Source organism: Aurantibacillus circumpalustris, from assembly GCF_029625215.1.
Classification (GTDB): Bacteria; Bacteroidota; Bacteroidia; order B-17B0; family Aurantibacillaceae; genus Aurantibacillus; species Aurantibacillus circumpalustris.
This window is the reverse complement of sequence record NZ_CP121197.1, coordinates 255,947-275,072: the sequence shown is the minus strand read 5'-3', so window position 1 is coordinate 275,072 and position 19,126 is coordinate 255,947. Positions and strand designations below refer to the sequence as shown.

The 19,126-nt window shown below is 36.1% G+C and carries 14 protein-coding genes; 6 read left to right on the top strand and 8 right to left on the bottom strand.

Going from position 1 to position 19,126, the window contains the following annotated elements:
* Window positions 1-132 precede the first annotated feature (132 nt).
* The 3 genes from P2086_RS01115 to dinB form a co-directional block, all read right to left on the bottom strand.
* Window positions 133-3,153, bottom strand: coding sequence for a DNA polymerase III subunit alpha (locus P2086_RS01115; RefSeq protein ID WP_317898581.1), 3,021 nt, complete (start codon window positions 3,151-3,153; stop codon window positions 133-135).
* A gap of 190 nt (window positions 3,154-3,343) precedes the next feature.
* The gene (tnpA, locus tag P2086_RS01110) at window positions 3,344-3,832 is read right to left on the bottom strand and encodes an IS200/IS605 family transposase (RefSeq protein WP_317898580.1); all 489 of its coding nucleotides are present in this window, start codon (window positions 3,830-3,832) and stop codon (window positions 3,344-3,346) included.
* Window positions 3,833-3,959: 127 nt separating this feature from the next.
* Window positions 3,960-5,150 (bottom strand): DNA polymerase IV, encoded by a 1,191-nt coding sequence (gene dinB / locus P2086_RS01105; RefSeq protein ID WP_317898579.1) that lies wholly within the window; start codon window positions 5,148-5,150, stop codon window positions 3,960-3,962.
* Window positions 5,151-5,280: 130 nt separating this feature from the next.
* Here dinB and P2086_RS01100 point away from each other — a divergent pair, with 130 nt between their 5' ends.
* Together P2086_RS01100 and P2086_RS01095 are read left to right on the top strand one after the other, a co-directional pair.
* Window positions 5,281-5,667, top strand: coding sequence for a helix-turn-helix domain-containing protein (locus P2086_RS01100; protein ID WP_317898578.1), 387 nt, complete (start codon window positions 5,281-5,283; stop codon window positions 5,665-5,667).
* Between the two features lie 87 nt (window positions 5,668-5,754).
* Window positions 5,755-6,519 (top strand): SDR family NAD(P)-dependent oxidoreductase, encoded by a 765-nt coding sequence (locus P2086_RS01095; RefSeq protein WP_317898577.1) that lies wholly within the window; start codon window positions 5,755-5,757, stop codon window positions 6,517-6,519.
* 68 nt (window positions 6,520-6,587) lie between these two features.
* Here the strand turns inward: P2086_RS01095 and P2086_RS01090 are convergent, their stop codons facing one another.
* From P2086_RS01090 to P2086_RS01075, 4 genes are all read right to left on the bottom strand, one after another.
* Window positions 6,588-8,792 carry a T9SS type A sorting domain-containing protein gene (locus tag P2086_RS01090; protein ID WP_317898576.1) on the bottom strand — a complete coding sequence of 735 codons (2,205 nt, stop codon included), beginning with the start codon at window positions 8,790-8,792 and terminating at the stop codon, window positions 6,588-6,590.
* Window positions 8,793-8,947: 155 nt separating this feature from the next.
* Window positions 8,948-10,741 carry a T9SS type A sorting domain-containing protein gene (locus P2086_RS01085; RefSeq protein WP_317898575.1) on the bottom strand — a complete coding sequence of 598 codons (1,794 nt, stop codon included), beginning with the start codon at window positions 10,739-10,741 and terminating at the stop codon, window positions 8,948-8,950.
* A gap of 237 nt (window positions 10,742-10,978) precedes the next feature.
* The gene (locus P2086_RS01080) at window positions 10,979-11,809 is read right to left on the bottom strand and encodes a nitrilase family protein (RefSeq protein WP_317898574.1); all 831 of its coding nucleotides are present in this window, start codon (window positions 11,807-11,809) and stop codon (window positions 10,979-10,981) included.
* Window positions 11,810-11,832: 23 nt separating this feature from the next.
* Window positions 11,833-13,593, bottom strand: coding sequence for a tetratricopeptide repeat protein (locus tag P2086_RS01075; RefSeq protein WP_317898573.1), 1,761 nt, complete (start codon window positions 13,591-13,593; stop codon window positions 11,833-11,835).
* Window positions 13,594-13,702: 109 nt separating this feature from the next.
* Between P2086_RS01075 and P2086_RS01070 the strand changes: the two genes are divergently transcribed.
* The 4 genes from P2086_RS01070 (at window position 13,703) to P2086_RS01055 (ending at window position 18,346) form a co-directional block, all read left to right on the top strand.
* A complete protein-coding gene (locus P2086_RS01070) occupies window positions 13,703-14,473 on the top strand; it encodes a glycosyltransferase family 2 protein (RefSeq protein WP_317898572.1) in 771 nt (256 codons plus the stop codon).
* A 38-nt stretch (window positions 14,474-14,511) separates the two neighbouring features.
* Entirely contained in the window at window positions 14,512-15,564 is a 1,053-nt protein-coding gene (locus P2086_RS01065; RefSeq protein ID WP_317898571.1) for a glycosyltransferase family 4 protein, read from the top strand.
* A complete protein-coding gene (locus tag P2086_RS01060; RefSeq protein ID WP_317898570.1) occupies window positions 15,561-16,358 on the top strand; it encodes an SDR family oxidoreductase in 798 nt (265 codons plus the stop codon). The genes P2086_RS01065 and P2086_RS01060 overlap by 4 nt, the downstream gene beginning before the upstream one ends.
* Window positions 16,359-16,450: 92 nt before the next feature.
* Window positions 16,451-18,346: a T9SS type A sorting domain-containing protein gene (locus P2086_RS01055; protein WP_317898569.1), complete on the top strand. Its 1,896-nt coding sequence runs from the start codon at window positions 16,451-16,453 to the stop codon at window positions 18,344-18,346.
* Between the two features lies 1 nt (window position 18,347).
* On the opposite strand, the gene lipB is transcribed toward P2086_RS01055, so the two are convergent.
* Entirely contained in the window at window positions 18,348-19,064 is a 717-nt protein-coding gene (lipB, locus tag P2086_RS01050; protein WP_317898568.1) for a lipoyl(octanoyl) transferase LipB, read from the bottom strand.
* Between the last annotated feature and the right edge of the window lie 62 nt (window positions 19,065-19,126).

Here is a 19,126-nt window from a genome sequence, read left to right as displayed (position 1 = left end):
GCTTCGCCTGAAAAAGGCGAAGCAAAAGAGCTGCCCCTTCATATCCCTTGCGCAAATTTCTGCTAGGTAACATTTTAGTTTTCATCAGCTACGTTAAAATCCGACTACAATAAAATGTAACCTCTTCTATTATCAATGCCTCTGCTCAATTCTTTTATTAGATTTAAAATCGGGAAGTATTCTTAAAGCGGGATCATCGTCTTGATTAATCATTGGTAAACGAAATTGAACAGAAACATCAATGTAAATGAAATCAAATTCTTCGACTACTTTTCCAATAATTCGGTAGGTGCCCGGACCACTGAAAGGATGGGATCTAGCACTTGGCGGAAAATGCACCGTGTCAATCCAATAACCATCAATATCTAAAAACGTTCCAAAATTCATTTTCTCTTTATTGCTTGTCCAGGTGGTTTTTACGTTGACTAAATAACCAATTATTTCAACGGTTTGTCCTTTTAAGTTTTTAAGGTCAGAACTAGTCAATGTGTTTTTTACGGGTTGCTTTAGAAGTTTAAATGGGTGACATAATGCAAAACCAAGTAATTCAATTTCATCAAAAGCATCGTCCTGCCAAGTGTTGGTCAGCGTTGGCAATTTATATTTTTGTGGTTCCAATTCAAACAACTCTTTGCCCGGTTTTTTTATTTTAGTCGGACTAATCAACATGTGTGCTTCCCAGAGCAATTCTTTTTTGTTTTTTGGAAGAAAATTGAAAGCCCCAACACGAATTAAAATGCGCACCTGTTCAATGGAGATGTTGGTTCGTTTAATAAAATTATAAAGATCAATAAATGGTCCACCTTCAAAACGTTCGTTCAGAATAGTAATGATGACTTCTTTTTCTAGTTGAGCGATCATGCCTAACCCAAGAAAAATAGTTTTATCCTTTACTTCAGAATTTACACCACTGTAATTTACGTCTGGCGGAACAATAGTAGCACCATGCATTCTGGCTTCGTGAATGTATAATTCTGTTCTGTAAAAGCCGCCGCCATTATTTAAAGTTGCAACAATGTATTCGATAGGGTAGTAGGCTTTTAAATACAGTGCTTGATAACTCTCTACGGCGTAACTGGCAGAGTGTCCTTTAGAGAAAGCAAAATTCGCAAAGCTTTCTATCTGATTCCAGATCATGTGAATGGTTTCTATGCGGTGCCCTTTCTCGATACAATTATTAAAGAACTTTTCTTTTACTACATGAAATTCGTTTCGTTGTTTAAATTTCCAACTCATGCCGCGACGCAAATAGTCTGCCTCTGCTAAAGTGAGCCCAGCAAAAATGTGAGCGATTTTAATCACATCTTCTTGATACACCATCACACCATATGTTTCTTGTAGTAGCTTATATAATTCTGGAAGTTCTTTTTCTGCTTTATCACGTAACTCTTTTTTTCGGTAGCGATGAATGTACTCATTCATCATGCCGCTTTTAGAAACACCGGGACGAATAATAGAACTTGCTGCGACCAAACGTAAATAATCATCTGCTTGCAATTTGGTCAGCAACATCCGCATCGCTGGTGACTCCACATAAAAGCAGCCAATACATTTTCCAACTTTGAGAAGTTTTTTTATTTCTTCGTCGTGTTTAAATTTTTTGATGTCATGAATGTCGATGTCTACACTTCTATTTTCTTTTATTATTTCTACAGCATCTTTTATTTTACCGAGTCCACGTTGACTCAAAATATCAAACTTAAATAAACCAATATCTTCTGCCTCCAGCATACTAAATTGTGTGGTACGATAGCCTTTTGGTGGAAGATTAGTTGCAGTATAAGCTGTAATTGGCTCTTCAGAAATAATAATGCCGCTGGCGTGAATGCTTAAATGACTTGGAAAGCCCGCAATGAGTTGACTGTATTTTATAATCTCTTTGGTGATTGAATCATCCGTTTCTTTTACTACTGTGATTTTTTGAATGCGATCAATTTCTGCTGGAGGCAACCCAAATACTTTTCCGAGTTCGCGTGTAACAGCATCGTGTTGGTAAGTAGCATAAGTGCCAAGTAGCGCTACACGCTTGTTTTCACCGAACCTATCGAAAATGTATTTTGTCATTTCATCGCGGTTATTCCATGAAAAATCAATATCGAAATCGGGAGCATTACTTCTACTTTCGTTAATGAATCGCTCAAAATATAAATCCAAATCAATCGGATCAACATCGGTTATTCGCAAAAGGTAAGCAACCATGCTGTTAGCGCCACTTCCGCGACCAACATAAAAATATCCCTTGCTTCTCGCATAACTCGTAATATCCCAGTTAATTAAAAAGTAAGAAGTAAATTCCTTTGAAATAATAATGGAAAGTTCTTTTTCGAGACGATCTTCTACTTCCTTTGTTACTATTGGGTATCTGTAGGCTAATCCTTTTCTGGCTTCTTCGCGAAGTAAAGAGATGTCTTCTTCTAAACTCCCACTATAAAATTTTAAGTTTTTATTTTGAAGTTTCCCGAATTTGAATTTTACAGAACATGAATTAAGAATCTGTTCTGTGTTTACAATAATTTCCGGATAAGCGGAAAATGTGTTGTACAACACTTCTTTAGTTGGAGCAATGTCATTCACTGAACCCTGATCTTCTTTGGTTAATTTGCTATAAAGGGTGTTTTGATCAATGGCTCTCAATAAGCTGTGTGCAAAGCGTTGTTCTTCATTCAAAAAAGAAAAAGTCTGCAGCACCACCATTTTATGCGTAAGATGTTTGAACTTATTAAATGGAAGCAACGTTAATTCTTTAGGCGTGACTCCAATAAATTCGTTTTCTTCTAAAGTGCAGCCATCAAAAGCGTTCAAAGGATAAACCAAAAAAGTATTTTTAAATTTTTCTAAGTTTTTCGGACGTTTTTCAAATTCTTTTTTTTCATGAAGGTGTTCGCTGAGATGTTCGTTAAGTTCTTTAAATCCTACGTTATTTTTCGCAATACCAACATAACACTGTTTCACCCCATTTCTAAAATCTATTCCTGGAATGGGTTTCATAGGTTTTTCATCGCACATTCGCAGCGTGTCGAGAACAGCAGAAGTATTATTAATGTCTGATAAAACAAAAGAAATATAACCAAGATTCCATGCCGCACGCAAAAGTTCTTTGATTGAAAGTGTTCCATAACCAAAACTATAATATGTGTGGCAATTGAGAAGCATGTTAGTTAGTATGTAATCGTGCTTTGTAGGAGCAAACTGTTTATGTCAGGTGTAATAGTGAGAAGCATTTTAGTTAGTTTAATCATGCTCTGTAGGAGCAAATTGTTTGTGTTGCGTGTAATTGCTGAGTAGTGGTTTCGTTGTTGTCTAATCAAGCTCCGTAGGAGCATACTGTTTGTATAAGTGGTAGTTAGGTTTTTAGCTCCGTAGGAGCGTCCTGTTCAACCCAGTCAAAGAGGTAAGCTTCGTTGTAAGTAATATCAAACTCTCTCAAGTATTCTAAATATTCGTCCTTAAAATTTTTCTTTCTGTGATGTTCTTCTTGGTTTTGGATGTATCTCGCTACGTTCTCAACCTGTCCTTTCGCATATGAGAACGCTCCAAATCCTTCTTGCCAATTGAATTTACCAGCGATCCATCTTTTTTCATTGATAAATCCAGAGGAAGCTGCTTTTATATCTCTTGCTAAATCTGAAATCGACTGAGATGGTTTTAGTCCCACTAAAAGGTGCGTGTGGTCAGGCATACAAAATATACTGAGTAATTTATGGCCTCTGTTTTGAACGATGCCTGTGATGTATTTATGCAATTCTTCTCTGTTGTTTTTTGAAATAACATTTTGACGTCCTTTAACGACGAAAACAATTTGGATATATATTTGAGTATAGGTATTTGCCATATTTACAGGTCGCTCCTACGGAGTTTACTTACTTTAATTTTTTTTCTTATGAACAGGTCGTCCCTACTGGACTTTTTTATCTTACAATCCCTCTGTGCCCTCTGTGTTGAAACTCGAAGGCGGGACTTCAATTCAGTTTCTTAATTCCATTAAACAAACTCGTCTCCCTTTTATTCAATCCCAGTCCTGCGGCACGCATCACGGCATCTTCACCAAAACGCTGACGTAGCTTATCCATTGCTGCATACAACTGAATTTGTTCGGCAGTATCACTAAACATATCAATTTGGTAAGTGCCTTGAATTAAATGACTGAACTTAATTCCAATCAAACGAATCAACATCCGTTTCTGAAATAACTTATCAAACAATTCTTTTACTTTTTCAATCAGCGTGTTATCCATTGTTGTGTATGGAACACGCATTTGCATGGTGTAAGTATTAAAATCTGAATACCGAATTTTTACGGTCACACAACCCGTCAACTTTTCTTCATTGCGTAATTGAAAACACAATTTTTCCGTCATGCTTAACAACACACGTTTTAAATGATCGACATCTATCGTATCTTTTTCAAACGTACATTCTGTAGAAATCGATTTTCGTTCGTTGTATTGCTCAACGGGAGAATTATCAATACCATTCGCCTTTCTCCACAAACCCATTCCGTTTTCACCGAGAACTTGTTGGAGAACTTGCACAGGCATTTCTTGTACAGTACACACTTTTTCAATCCCCATGCCGCGCAAGAGCTGGTATGTTTTTTCACCAACCCCTGGAATTTTTTTAATAGACAAAGGACCCAAGTAAGTTTTTTCGGTACCGAAGGGAATTTGTTGTTGATTGTTTGGTTTTATCTCTCCCGTCCCAATTTTTGCAACTGTTTTATTCGAAGACAAAGCAAAAGAAATTGGTAGATTCGTTTCTCTGATTATTTTTTGACGGATCTCTGTTGCCAATTTATAACAACCAAAAAATTTATCCATGCCAGTCATGTCCACATAAAACTCATCAATGGAGGCTTTTTCGTAAACAGGAACATTTTCCCGAATAATATCAGTTACCTGATCAGAATATTCACTGTATTTATCATGATCGCCTTTTACAACGATGGCATCCGGACAAAGCTGTCTTGCCATCCGCATAGGCATCGCTGAATGAATTCCAAAACTACGGGCTTCGTAACTACAAGAAGCTACTACACCGCGATCGCTACTACCACCAACCAATACGGGTTTTCCTTCCAGCGCAGGATTTAATTGTCTTTCTACAGAGACAAAAAAACTGTCTAAGTCCATGTGCATCACCTGTCTTTCCATAGCTCTAAGGTACTGCGAAACACACCGCTACATTGCTATGAATTATAGCTAAATGTAGAATACTGCAAAATAGTGTTACTTAATAATTCCTTCACTTTATTTCCCGTACTTTTAAAGCAAAATAAAAGTCATGCTTATATCTGAACTTAAAGAACCAAAAGTAATTTCTCCACGTCAAAAACAAATTGTCGCGGAGTATCTTCAAAAGTTAGATGTTTATATTGGCGATCTAAAAACAGGAAAAGAAGATCGCGTTCTTGAAATCAGCGAGTTTGCAGAGATGATGCACATGCATCCCGGACACTTGAGTAATACTGTGAAAGAGGTAACGGGACAGTCTTCCTGCAGTTTTTTTGAAGCGAAACTAGTGGACGCCTCGAAAGAATTACTTTTACAAGAAAATTTATCAATCAAAGAAATTGCAATACGCTTAACATACGATCCGTCAAACTTCACAAAGTTTTTTAAAAGGTTTACCGGAAGAACTCCCAAACAATTTCGTGCTGAAAATTTGTAAAATATGAAGCTCTCACCATTCTTACTGAAGCTCTCACCATTTTATTCCGCACGCAAGGAGTAATTTTGAATTCAAAAAAATAACAAGATGGAAAACAAACAAAAAATAGCAGTAGTCACTGGTGGCAGCCGCGGACTAGGAAAAAATATGGCATTTAGCCTTGCGCAAAAAGGAAACGATGTCATCATTACTTATGTAAACAGTAAAACCGAAGCAGAAGCCCTTGTAAAGGAAATTGAAGCCATCGGTAGAAAGGCATATGCTTTACAATTGGATCTTAATAATTTTAAAAGTTTGGATGGGTTTATAAGTTCTCTTTCATCAACACTAAAAGAAAAATTTAAAACGGATAAATTCGATTTTCTCATCAACAATGCTGGTATGGGAAAAACGATCCCTTTTGAGCAAGTAACTGAAGAAATTTTTGATGAATTTTTAAACGTGCATTACAAAAGCGTTTATTTTTTAACGCAAAAAAGTATTGCGCATATGAATGAAGGTGGACGAATCATTAACCTTTCAAGCGGAACAACACGCTTTGCAAATCCAGGTTATTCCGTTTACGCTTCTATGAAAGGTGCTATTGAAACGCTTACGAAATATTTCGCAAAAGAATTGGGCGCAAAAGGCATCACAGCAAATGTTGTAGCGCCCGGACCCATTGAAACTGATTTTAACAACGCTGCCATTCGCAGTAACCCTCAAATGAAAGGCTTTTTAGCGACACTGTCTCCGTTGGGAAGAGTGGGGCAAGCAGACGATATTGGCGGAGTTGTTGCGTTCTTATGTTCGGAAGATGCAAAATGGATCAATGGTCAACGCATTGAAGTGAGCGGTGGAATTAATGTGTAGCATTTTACAAATAACAAATAAAAAACCCCTTCCAAAATGTTGGAAGAGGTTTTATTTTAGTAGGCATTTTATTTTTCGATTACTAATTTTTTATAAGTTGTAGCAGAACCTGATTCTAAACGAATAATGTATGTTCCATTTGTATAAGAAGACAAATCAACGTTTGCAACGTTATTAAATTCTCCTTTTATTAACTCTCTACCAACAATATCAAAAACAACATAATTAATAGTTGCATTTACATCACTTTGAATTGTAAGTTTGTTTGAAGTAGGGTTAGGAAAACACCTAACGCTAGTATGCAATGAATTTTTTGTTAATCCAACAATATTCGCTAGAATAGTGGTTGCGGCTGTACCATCTGTTAATAATGTATTTACACCTGAATTTCCAATCTTACTCGAATTAGAAGTAGATAAATTAATTACTGAGTTTGCTGCTAAACCTGTTTTTGGTTTAAACCAAAATTCACCAATCTTGCCGTCACCTGAAACATTACTGCCATCTACTCTAACGCTTGCCGCATAAAGTTTACCATTATTAAAATACGTCTTACTAAACTGCACGTTTTGGTTAGCTGCATTTAAAAATGAACCTGTATAAATAATGTACACAGAATTAGTTTCAATCATAGCATTGTCATAGTTAATTTCGAAAGCCGTACCATATAACTGATTAATAGGACTTATTGAAGTGCCAAGCATGATGTCTGCTTTGTTCCAAGTGCCTTCAAACACATTTGGTTGCACTACAAGGCTAATGTCTGAATTAGTTGAAGATGTATTAGATGGTCTAAAAGAATGGGTTAATAAATAGTTATTAAAAATAGCGAATGTATCACTGTTATTTACAGTTCCGTCACCGTTACAGTCAATGTGCGCTTTATTTTTTCCCGTACTTCCATTCCCAATCCAAGCAGTCGCAAACTGACTGGTAAACGAATTTCCTCCTGGAGATCTTGCAGTCCCAGTTGCAGAAAAGGATAAACCTAATTCAAGAACATCTAAATTATTCACAGTTCCGTCACTGTTTGCATCTCCAGGCCATACGTTTACACATGTGCTGTCAACAAAAACATAAGCTGCGCTAATACCAATACACCCATTAGTTCCTGTTCCCGAAGCTGAATAACTAGTACTCGAGTTAGGTATAATATTAATTGCTGAAGTGTTCAAAGTTGGAGTAGTATTCCAAGTATATGAACTTGCCCCAGAGGCAGTGAAACTTGCGCTTGAACCTTTGCAAACTGTTTGAGAAGTGGGACTTATCAGCATATTAGTAGCTTGTACGGATAAGCATATTACCGTTGTACCAATGCAATTCTGACTGCTTTGACCAGTTACGCTATAACAGGTGTACATAATCGGGTTTACAGTTACGGAAGAAGTTGTAGCGCTGGTACTCCATGTGTATGTGTTAGCTCCTGTTGCAGAAAGAACGACAGATGCCCCCTGACAGGCATTGTTTGTATTGGAATTTACAGCCACACTAGGGTTAGGGTTTACAGCAACAGCTGTAGTGCCAGTTGTAGCACAGGAACCATTAGAAGCTATGACGGTGTAAATGGTAGTTGAAAAAGGCGATACAACTGGGTTTGCTCCTTGAAAACCTCCCGGTATCCAAGTATAACTGATCGCTCCGCCCCAACAGGAAAGTGTAGCAATCTGCCCAGCACAAATAGTGATTGGTGGGCTTAGGCTAACAGTTGGTGTGGGAAAAACAGAAAAACAAGCTGTTGTTGCTATCATACATCCCGAGGCGTTAACTGCTGAAAGAGAATAACAGGTACTGACCGATGGACTGACAATAATTGAGTTTGAATTGGATCCAGAACTCCAAGTATACCCCACAGCACCAGAAGCAACAAATGTGCCTGTATTGCCAGTGCACATGATTCCGTTATTTGGACTAACAGTAATATTAAGCCAAGTCGGACAGGTTATATTCATGGTTTGTGTTACACTTGAAATAAAGACATTGCTTGAATTATAGGCGCTACAAGTTACAGAGTAGACGCCACAGCAAGTGCCTAGATTTACGGTAGTTGTTGCTCCTGATGCGTTATTCGTGCAGGTTGTTCCAGAGGTAGTATTCCACGAGTAAGTCGCAGTACCCGGAGGTGAAGAGGTTACTGATAACGTTTGAGTTGTACTTCCGGAGGTCCAACATAACGGCTGTTGCCCAAAAGAAAAAGCAAGGGATTGAGCGCAAATATCATTTATGGAAATGAAAAAGGCAGAAATAATAATTAAGATGTAGATGTATTTTTTCATGGATTTATTTTTTATGCAATCTTAAATTTTAGAATAGAACTTAATACTAAGATAATCAAAAAATGAGTCAAAAAAACAACCCCCTTCTCTTTTACCTGCGAAACACGTCACAGGAGAGAAGGGGGGTTGTAGAAAATGAGTACTTGTAAATGAATTTATTTTTCGATTACTACTTTTTTATAAGTTGTAGCAGAACCTGATTCTAAACGAATAATGTATGTTCCATTTGCATAAGAAGACAAATCAACGTTTGTAACATTAGTAAATTCACCTTTTGTTAATTCTCTACCAACAATATCAAAAACAACATAATTAATAGTTGCATTTACATCACTTTGTATTGTAAGTTTGTTTGAAGCAGGGTTAGGAAAATATCTAACATTGTTTTGTAAAAAGGTTTCTTTTAATCCAACTGAATTAGCTATAGTAGTGCTTACAGCTGAACCATCCGTTAAGGATGAATTTACACCTGAATTCCCAATCTTACTTGAATTAGAAGTAGATAAGTTAATTACCGAGTTTGCCGCTAAACCTGTTTTTGGTTTAAACCAAAACTCACCTATTTTTCCATTGCCTGAAACGTTACTGGCGTCTGTTCTAACACTTGCCGCATAAAGCTTGCCATTATTAAAATAAGTCTTTCTAAACTGCACATTTTGGTTAGCCGCATTTAAAAATGAAGCACTATAAATGATATAAACCGAGTTGTTTTCAATCATTGCGTTATCATAGTTAATTTCAAATGCAGTACCATATAACTGACTAATAGGACTTACCGAAGTGCCAAGCATTATGTCTGCTTTGTTCCAGGTACCTTCAGTTACAGTATTAGGGACAATCAGACTAATATCTGAATTAGTTGAGGAACCATTTGATGGTTTAAATGAATGTGCAGATGAGTAATTAGTATGAATCGCTACTGTATCATTATTATTCACAGTTCCATCTCCGTTACAATCAATGTGCGCCTTATTTTTACCCGTACTTCCATTTCCAATCCAAGCAGTTGCATACTGACTAGTAAACGAATTTCCTCCGGGAGATCTGGCAGCTCCTGTTGCGGCAAAGGATAAGCCTAATTGAAGAACATCTAAATTATTCACGATTCCATCACTGTTCGCATCTCCTGGCCATACGTTCACGCAAGTGGTATCAGCATAAACCATTGTAGAATAGGTGCCGGTACAGCCGTTTGATCCTGTTCCAATTACTGATAGCGCAGAACCAATCGGAAAAACGCCCGGAATAATACTTGTTGTATAGCCCACTGTTGGCGGAGTCGTTAACCAGGTGCAGGTAAGCGCACCACTCACGGAATATACAGCACTTGAACCCATGCAAGTTGTTGGCCCATTAATACTAAGCGTTGGCCAATTGTTTAGAAATAGACAAATCACGCCAGTATTACTCTGACATCCGTTCGCATTTGTTCCAACTACTGAATAACACGTGCTAACACTAGGTGTAACAAGAATGTTTGCGCCTGTGGCACCAACATTCCAAGTATATGTAACAGCTCCAGAAGCAGATAGGGTGGCTGTTGTTCCTGCGCATAAGGTCGAACCTGGTGAGCTGGTAGCAACAATGTTTTGAGGGCAAGCAACTGCATATGTTTGCGACACCGTTGTTACAAGACTGCTGCCGCTGTAGGCTGAACAATTAAGCGTGTAAACTCCACAACAGCCAAAATTGAAATCAACAGAACTTCCATTTGAAGTAACGTTTGAATAGCTTATTGCACACGTAGAACTTGATCCTATAGCAGTCCACGAGAATGTCCAACTAGGTGAAAAGGTAATTACACTAGCATTTGCAGTGTTGCTTCCTGCACTGTAGCAGATTTGACCCGATGTAACCGTTATAGGCATTTGAGCCTTTACATTGTGGGTAATGAACATAGCAGCTATAAAAAGACTGCTGTAAAAAAGGTGTTTTGTAATTTTTTTCATGGGTGTTGGTTTTAGGTTTGACTTAAGTTTTTAGTTAGAGGATTAAATTACCCTCTCTCACTAAGTACAATTTTATTTTTAAAAGAGTTGGTGAAAAATGCTAATCAAAGCCAAATAAATTAAACATCGACCTTTAATTGTTAAAATATAAACGGTTCACTCGAGGACAAATAACCTTCACTCGGTGAGAATAATGATTCACCGAAAAAAAGGATAAAAATATTTTATAGAAATAATTTATTTTAATTCGAAAAAATCCGAATCAAGACCAACTGGAAAGATTGTTCTAAACTCCTCAAGGTAGTTTTTATCCAAAAAAACAGTTTCTATACTTTCTTCGTTGGCTTTTGTAACACTTATAATTTCTCCGCGCGGATTTATAACAACACTGTCACCTGAATGAGAAAAATCATTGCCGTCTTTGCCAATGCGATTAACACCTATAACATAGCATTGATTTTCAATCGCACGCGCAATCAATAACTGTTTCCATGGATAATTCCTAACCTCCGGCCAATTAGCTACATAAATTAAAACATCGTACTCCCAACTACCCACTCCTGACTGCTCGCTGCCAACTGCCGACTGCCGACTCTCTCCTTTTAAATCAAATCTATTTCTACTCCAAACAGGGAAGCGTAAATCGTAGCATACTAATGGACAAATATTCCAATCATTAATTTTAGCAATAAGCTTTTTAGATCCGGCAGTATAATGCGTGTCTTCTTTTGCCATCCTAAATAAATGACGCTTGTCGTATGTTTTATACTCTCCAGATTCATTTACCCAAAACAAACGATTGTAATAGTTTCCTTTTTCTTCAACTGCCACACTACCTGTTATTACACAGTTTTTTTCTTTTGCTTTTTGTTTTAACCACTTTAAAGTTCCTCCATTTGAGGGTTCAGAAACTTTTTCCGGATTCATGGAAAACCCAGTTGTAAACATTTCTGGTAGAATAATTAGGTTTGTCCTTTCTTTAATAGAAGAAATTAAATTGTCAAAATGAGCGATATTTTTTTCACGGTTTTCCCAATGAAGTGAAGTTTGTATAATTGTAGTTTTCATGAGGAACTTTTATTAATTGAAGTTTAGCGACAATATTTATTGAATGCATTTACGGCAGGTTCAAAATTATGTTGTGCTGCTATTTTTAAATCTTCACAAGGATTTTGTTTTAAATTTATTTTCGCAACACCTTTCCAATAGTAAGCTTCATAATAGTCTGGCCTTATACTCGTGCACACAATTAAATCATTTAGGCACGAAATAAAATCTTGTTTTTTACCAAAAGTAATTGCGCGTTTAAAATAAAAGTCGGGTTCGTTTTTATTGAGTTCAATACTTTTATTGTATTCATACATTGCTTCATCAAGCTGATTGAGATCGTTATAGCAATTTGCCAAAACAAAATGCGCCTTTGAATTATTTACATCTGTTTTTAATGCTAATTGCGCGTCATTAATTGCTTTTGAAAAGTCTCCTAAAAGATAGTAAGCCGAAGCCCTTCCAGTATAGGCTTTTCCGTAATCATAAAGTTCTAGGCTTTTATTAAAACTTTTAATTGCAAGCTCTGGCTTATTGTTTTTTAAAAAGAGTAAGCCTTTGTTATAAAAACCTTTGTAGTTGCGCGGTGCTATGGCAGTTGCCCTATCAAAGTAGTCTAAAGATTTTTTATCTTCGTTTAGAAACATACATTCAACTCCAGCACTATTCAAGGCAATAAATTGATCTGGATAATTCTTAAGAATGTCTTCATAAAGAATAATGGCGCTTTTCCAAGTGTTTGTTCTCGCAAATGTAAATACCGTAAAAAACAAAATAATTAAAATGCTAATAAATTTAACTTGGGTTTTTATTTTTGAAATAATCATTCCAAAAAGCCAAGCTAAACCTATGATAGGAACGTACAAATACCTGTCTGCATAAAGCACTTCTCCAAAGGGCATTAGTTGTAACACGAGAATCAAATTCACGAATATAAAAACTATCACTGCGCTGGTATTTAATTTCTTTTTCCAAATGCAGAATGTTAACAAGCTTAAAAGACTTATAATTGCAAAGAAACCTAGCATAAACACAGGTGTCTTAATTTCAGGATAGGGATAAATGACACTTAAGTTTAACGGAAATAAAAAGAGTAGGGCATATTTAACAAACGCAAAGCCAGCAAAACCAACCCTCTGATAGTACGGGAATTCGTGCGCATGATTAATAAACATATCAGCCGTTTGTGTTTTAATATTTATTATTCCAAACAAAACAGAAAGCACTAAAAAAGGAATCTTATTTAAAAAGTTTTTAAATATTATTTTTTGCCGAACGATTAAATCAATACATATTAAACTCAATGGAAAAACAACAGTTGAAGATTTACTCAAACAACCTAAAACAAAAAATAAAAAACAAAGAGCGTAGCTTTTCTTAGATTCATTTTCTATAAAGTTTAAATACTGTAAAATACCTGCTAAATAAAAAGTAGTCGAAAGCACATTTTTTAATTCACTTATCCAGGCAACAGACTCAATTTGTATAGGGTGAAGCAAAAAAATAATGGCGCCAATATTGCTGATCACCTCGTTTTTAAACAAGTGTTTTCCTATTGAATAAATTAGTATGCCATTTAAAAGATGAAGTAAAATATTTACAGCGTGATGTCCGCCGGTATGATTTTCAAAAATAAACCAGGTAAAAGAATGCACCATCATTGTCACGGGAATATAATTCCCCACAAAGTGATTTGTAAATAAAAATTTAAGATCAAAGTCTTTAACAGCTTGATTTTTAAACACCATTTCAGGATCATCCCAACTAATATGACCAAAAAACAAAAATTTAGAATATACTGCCATGCAAACAAATAAAGCGATGGTTAAAATATGATGTTCTTTTAGGGTTTTATATATGACTTGCTGCACAATGCAAATATAGCAGTTCTATAAAATTTGGTACTTTTACGCCGTGATAAAATTATCAGTGGTCATAATAACCTTTAATGAGGAAAAGAACATCGAACGTTGTCTGCTTTCAGTAAAAGAAGTGGCCGACGAGATTATCGTACTCGATTCGTTTAGTACAGATTCTACACCATTAATATGTCAAAAATACAATGTTAAGTTCTTTCAACACGCTTTTGACGGACACATTCAGCAAAAGAATAGAGCAATTACTTTTGCTACTAATGCCTATATTTTATCATTGGACGCCGATGAGGAACTAGATGAAACCTTAATAGGGTCCATTAAAGCAGCTAAAGCAAATTTTGAAAAAGAAGGTTATTATTTAAGCCGGCTCACGAATTATTGCGGACATTGGGTAAAATATTGCGGTTGGTACCCCGATAAAAAATTACGCTTATTTGATAATCGTAAAGGTCGTTGGACAGGAATTAACCCGCACGATAAATATGAATTGTTTGCCGGTGATAAAAATGCAGGGCGTTTAAAAGGAGATATTTTACATTATAGCTATTATTCTGTTCAAGATCATTACAAACAAGTGGAATACTTTACTAATATTGCTTCTAAGGCGTATTTTAAAAATGGAAAAGGAGCGCCTTTATTTAAATTAGTTGTTAATCCGATCGCAAAGTTTATCGATCACTACTTTTTACATTTAGGGCTTTTGGATGGAAAAACTGGATTTTTAATTTCAAAAATCTCCGCTTATGCAACCTATTTGAAATATAAAAAATTAAGAAATTTATACAAGCAAAAAACAATTACCAATTAGTTTAACAACGGATTTTTATCTCACACAATTGCCACTGTATGAAAATTAATATAGGTATTGATTTAGAAAGGTTAAGAAATCCGAATAGCGGCTTAGGTCAATTTTGCAAAAATCTGTTTGAGAATCTTCTACGTGAAGAACAAAACAGCGAGCTTTTTTCTTTTTATTTTCCTCAAGGCTATTCTAATTTTAAACAGAGGACTAAAAATCACACGGTTAATTTTTTAGATAAATTAATTGGAGTTCGGAATAAAAACCTTCAACTCTTCCATTGCACACACCAGGACTCACATTTGTTTCCAAAACGTATTCCTACAATTCTAACAATTCATGATTTAAATTTTTTAGAAAAATATTCGAGTGTTAAACAACAACAAAAATTAAAAGCATTACAGCAAAAAGTAAGTAGGGCAAAAGGATTAACATTTATTTCCAACTTTACAAAACAATTAGCCTCTCGGTATTTAATTTTTCCAGATGTTCCAACTAAGGTAATTTATAATGGAAACTGTTTAAATACTGATCTTATTCCTAAAAGACCTGAAAAATTAATTACGGGTGACTATTTATTTTCAATTGGGATTGTAAATCCTAAAAAGAATTTTCACGTATTACTCCCCTTAATTAAATCGACTAATTATAATTTGGTAATTGCAGGAAACAACTCACATGAATATGTTAACCAGATTAAAATGTTAGCAAACGAAATGGAGATTGATAATAGAGTTGTTTTTTTAGGACCGGTAACTGAAGAAGAAAAATATTGGTTGTATCAAAATTGCAAAGCATTTGTTTTTCCATCCCTTTCTGAAGGATTTGGTTTACCAGTAATTGAAGCCATGAGCCAGGGAAAACCTGTTTTTCTTTCCGATAAAACATCTTTATCTGAAGTAGGAGGGAAACACGCTTATTATTGGAAAAACTTTGATTCAACAAATATGGTTGAAGCTTTTAACGATGGAATAGAGGATTTTGAGAGCTCTAAAAATAAATCACAGCAATTAAAAGAGTGGGCACTACAATTTAATTGGCAAAAAACAGCGCGTAATTATTTGGATTTTTATACCGAAGTTTATGAAACACTAAAATGATTGATTTTAAAGATAAAGTTGTTTGGATTACTGGCGCATCTTCCGGAATAGGGGAAGCCTTAGCATTTGAATTTGCAAAATTGGGAGCGCGATTAATTTTATCAGCAAGAAGAGAAGATGAATTAAAAAGGGTAGCAGATTTAACCAAATTACCCGAACTTGATTTGATGATTTTACCATTTGATTTGAGTGACACAAAAAACGCAAGTGGTTTAACAGCACAAATTATAAATAAGTTTGGTAGAATAGATATTCTCGTAAACAATGGTGGATATAGCCAACGTAGCGAAGCAATGGAAACCTCTATTGATATCGATAGACAGTTAATGGAAGTAAACTATTTTTCTTACGTGAGTTTAACTAAGGCAGTTCTACCATACATGAAGCGTCAAAAAGGCGGGCAGCTAATTATTATCAGCAGCATTGCAGGCAAATTTGGGTTCTTTTTAAGAACATCATATAGCGCTGCGAAACATGCATTACATGGTTTTTTTGATTCACTCCGTCTTGAAACAGAAAAGTATAACATCAAAACACTAATTGTATGCCCTGGAAAAATTAAAACTAACGTTTCTAACAATGCCGTTACTTCTTCTGGTGAAAAGCATAATGAAATGGATCCAAGTCACGAAAACGCACTGTCAGCAGAAGAATGTGCTAAACAAATCATTACTGGCATTCGGAAAAGCAAAGAAGAAATTTACATTGGTGGTAAAGAAATCTTAATGGTGCATATAAGACGCTTCTTTCCAAAATTGTTTGCAAAGCTCGTTAGGAAACAGAACCCTTATTAATCATTTCGTTCATTTTGCATTCGAATTTAGCCAAGAAATCTATCCAAACATGAATAATTGTGTGCTGTTCTTGAATATCTTAACTTTGTGCCATGCGGTTAATTTTACTTTCTTTTTTAAGCATTGTATTCACTTCTTTTAAATGTCAGGTAGTGAATGGTTACGCCAACATAACTGCGATATCTGGCACTACTTTATCCGTTGCAAGTGTAGATGAAACTGGTCATACATTTGAAGATGGAGATAAAGTTGTAATCATGCAAATGCAAGATAATTGTATCGGTTCTAACACAACGAATGTTTCCTCTTTCGGTGACCTAGCTTCTATCCAATCAGCCGGTCTTTACGAGGTTTTACAAATTTCCTCGCATACCGAAGCGGCTGGTTTGCCGGTAACAATCGTTCTGTCGACTTTACCTGTAAATACATATAACTTTAATAGCAATTCGTCTGTTCAATTAATTACTTTTCGAAATTATGGTTCTCCAAATTATACAACCACGTCTAATATGTCGGCTAAGGCATGGAATGGAACAACAGGTGGAGTTTTGGCATTTCAGGTTACCGGTACTCTTACATTAGCACATAATTTAAGCGCTAATGGTCTAGGTTTTAGAGGAGGCGCAGCTTCTGCTAATTATTACGCAGGTGGCTCTGGATGTCTTACCACGGAATATGTCCGAACCAGTAATCATAATAGAGCAGCCCTTAAAGGGGAAGGTATTTACAAGACGTCAACAACAGATTTTTTATATGCGCGTGGTCATCTATTAAATGGCGGAGGTGGTGGAAGTGAATGGATTAATTGCGGCGGCGGCGGCGGCGGAAATTACACAACCGGAGGAGTTGGTGGACATGGTTGGTCCTGCGCGGGTCCGGGGGGTGGCGGCTTAGGAGGCGTTTCGTTTTCAACTCAAATTTCTGCTACACGTATTTTTATGGGTGGCGGTGGCGGTGGCGGTCAACAAAACGATTCTCAGGGTAGTGCAGGTGGAAATGGTGGTGGTATTATTTTGGTTAAAGCCGGAAGTATAGTTACGCAAGGCGCTTGTGGCGGTCGGCTGATTTCCGCGAATGGCAATACTGTAACAGGACTTACGAATGATGGGCAGGGCGGTGGTGGAGCCGCTGGCTCAATAGTTATTCAAACAGGTGCGTTTAATATTGTTGGCGCGTGCGCATTGACAATTTCCGCGAATGGCGGCGGCGGCGGTACAGTGCACACTTCAGCACATGCTGGCGGCGGCGGAGGCGCACAAGGCGTTGTAATATATTCAGTTGCACAACCAACTTCAAACATCACAACTCAGGTAAATAACGGTTCCTCTGGATGTAACGATAGCAGCAGTCCATGTACAAATTCTGCGGGAGCACCAACGGGTACGAATAACGCTGGAGTTATTACAACAACTTCTGCTCCGTTGCCAATTAATTTAGTGGACTTTGGCGCCTCTCTAAATTTAGAAAGTGTGGCAGAAATAGTTTGGAAAACTTTATCGGAAAAAGACAACGACTTTTATGAATTACAACGATCTGAGGATGGAAACGATTGGTCACTGATTTGTGTCAAAAAAGGTGCGGGAACTACGAGCCAAGAAAGAATCTATACTCATAAAGACGATAATATTTTATGGGATAAAACATATTATTATCGCTTGAGACAAGTCGATTTTGACAAAACGTATACTTACAGCCCAATAATTTCGCTAAATACTAAGAATAAACTTAGTGAAGATATTTCAATCTTTCCTAATCCAAATAATGGGAAAAGTATTCTATTAACCGCAAATAATCAAACCCATACAGAAATCGGGATTACAGTTTTTTCAGCATTAGGGCAGCAAGTATATAAAAATCGTTATACGCCAGATTCGAATAAATCAACTTTCGAAATTATACCAGAGTATAACCTCAAAATTGGTGTGTACTTGTTTAGTGTTGAGATAAAACAAAAAACATATTTTCAAAAACTTGTAGTTACTGAGTAAATTACTTTTGAAAAAAATGGGCACCAAAAAGTTTTGTAAAGTTCTTTTTCAATTTGTCTTTAATTTCATTCATATCCACTTCTTTGCCAAGTTCTTTATTTAAGCTAGTTACTGCCTTATCTTGAATTCCACAAGGAATAATATTATTAAAGTAATCTAAATTTGCATTTACATTAAACCCCCAGCCATGCATGGTCACCCATCTGCTGCACCTCACACCCATGGCGCAAATTTTTCTAGCTTTTGTTTTATCCTCTGCATCTAGCCATACACCAGTTTCTCCTGCGCTTCTGCCACTTTCAACGCCATACTCTTTTAAAGTAAGAATAATTGTTTCTTCAAGTAATCTTAAATATTTATGTATGTCGGTGAAAAAGTTATCCAAATCTAAAATAGGGTAAGCTACTAACTGTCCCGGGCCATGATAAGTAATATCGCCACCCCGATTTATTTTATAATAAGTTGCAGCTTTTTCTGAAAGAGCTTCTTCATTTAAAAGAAGATTTTTTTCATCACCACTTTTACCAAGGGTATAAACATGCGGATGTTCTACAAATAATAAATGATTTTTGGTTTGTGTTTGTTCTGTTTCAGGAAGATTTCTATTAGCGATTTTTTGTTGTATGGTTTTATTAAACAATTCCTCCTGATAATCCCAGCAGTGTTTGTAGTCCATTACACCAAGATCTTGGAAAATTATGGTTTTGTTTGCTGGCATTTGTTCAATAAAATAAAGTTGAATTAGCAAATCTGAAAGGAAACTTCGAAAATTTTCTTTGT

Excerpts from the sequence above, each read along its gene's own strand:
- P2086_RS01115 (WP_317898581.1), bottom strand. The coding sequence starts at position 3,153 with ATGCTTCTCAATTGCCACACATATTATAGTTTTGGTTATGGAACACTT.
- tnpA (WP_317898580.1), bottom strand. The coding sequence starts at position 3,832 with ATGGCAAATACCTATACTCAAATATATATCCAAATTGTTTTCGTCGTT.
- dinB (WP_317898579.1), bottom strand. The coding sequence starts at position 5,150 with ATGGAAAGACAGGTGATGCACATGGACTTAGACAGTTTTTTTGTCTCT.
- P2086_RS01100 (WP_317898578.1), top strand. The coding sequence starts at position 5,281 with ATGCTTATATCTGAACTTAAAGAACCAAAAGTAATTTCTCCACGTCAA.
- P2086_RS01095 (WP_317898577.1), top strand. The coding sequence starts at position 5,755 with ATGGAAAACAAACAAAAAATAGCAGTAGTCACTGGTGGCAGCCGCGGA.
- P2086_RS01090 (WP_317898576.1), bottom strand. The coding sequence starts at position 8,792 with ATGAAAAAATACATCTACATCTTAATTATTATTTCTGCCTTTTTCATT.
- P2086_RS01085 (WP_317898575.1), bottom strand. The coding sequence starts at position 10,741 with ATGAAAAAAATTACAAAACACCTTTTTTACAGCAGTCTTTTTATAGCT.
- P2086_RS01080 (WP_317898574.1), bottom strand. The coding sequence starts at position 11,809 with ATGAAAACTACAATTATACAAACTTCACTTCATTGGGAAAACCGTGAA.
- P2086_RS01075 (WP_317898573.1), bottom strand. The coding sequence starts at position 13,593 with ATGGCAGTATATTCTAAATTTTTGTTTTTTGGTCATATTAGTTGGGAT.
- P2086_RS01065 (WP_317898571.1), top strand. The coding sequence starts at position 14,512 with ATGAAAATTAATATAGGTATTGATTTAGAAAGGTTAAGAAATCCGAAT.
- P2086_RS01060 (WP_317898570.1), top strand. The coding sequence starts at position 15,561 with ATGATTGATTTTAAAGATAAAGTTGTTTGGATTACTGGCGCATCTTCC.
- P2086_RS01055 (WP_317898569.1), top strand. The coding sequence starts at position 16,451 with ATGCGGTTAATTTTACTTTCTTTTTTAAGCATTGTATTCACTTCTTTT.
- lipB (WP_317898568.1), bottom strand. The coding sequence starts at position 19,064 with ATGCCAGCAAACAAAACCATAATTTTCCAAGATCTTGGTGTAATGGAC.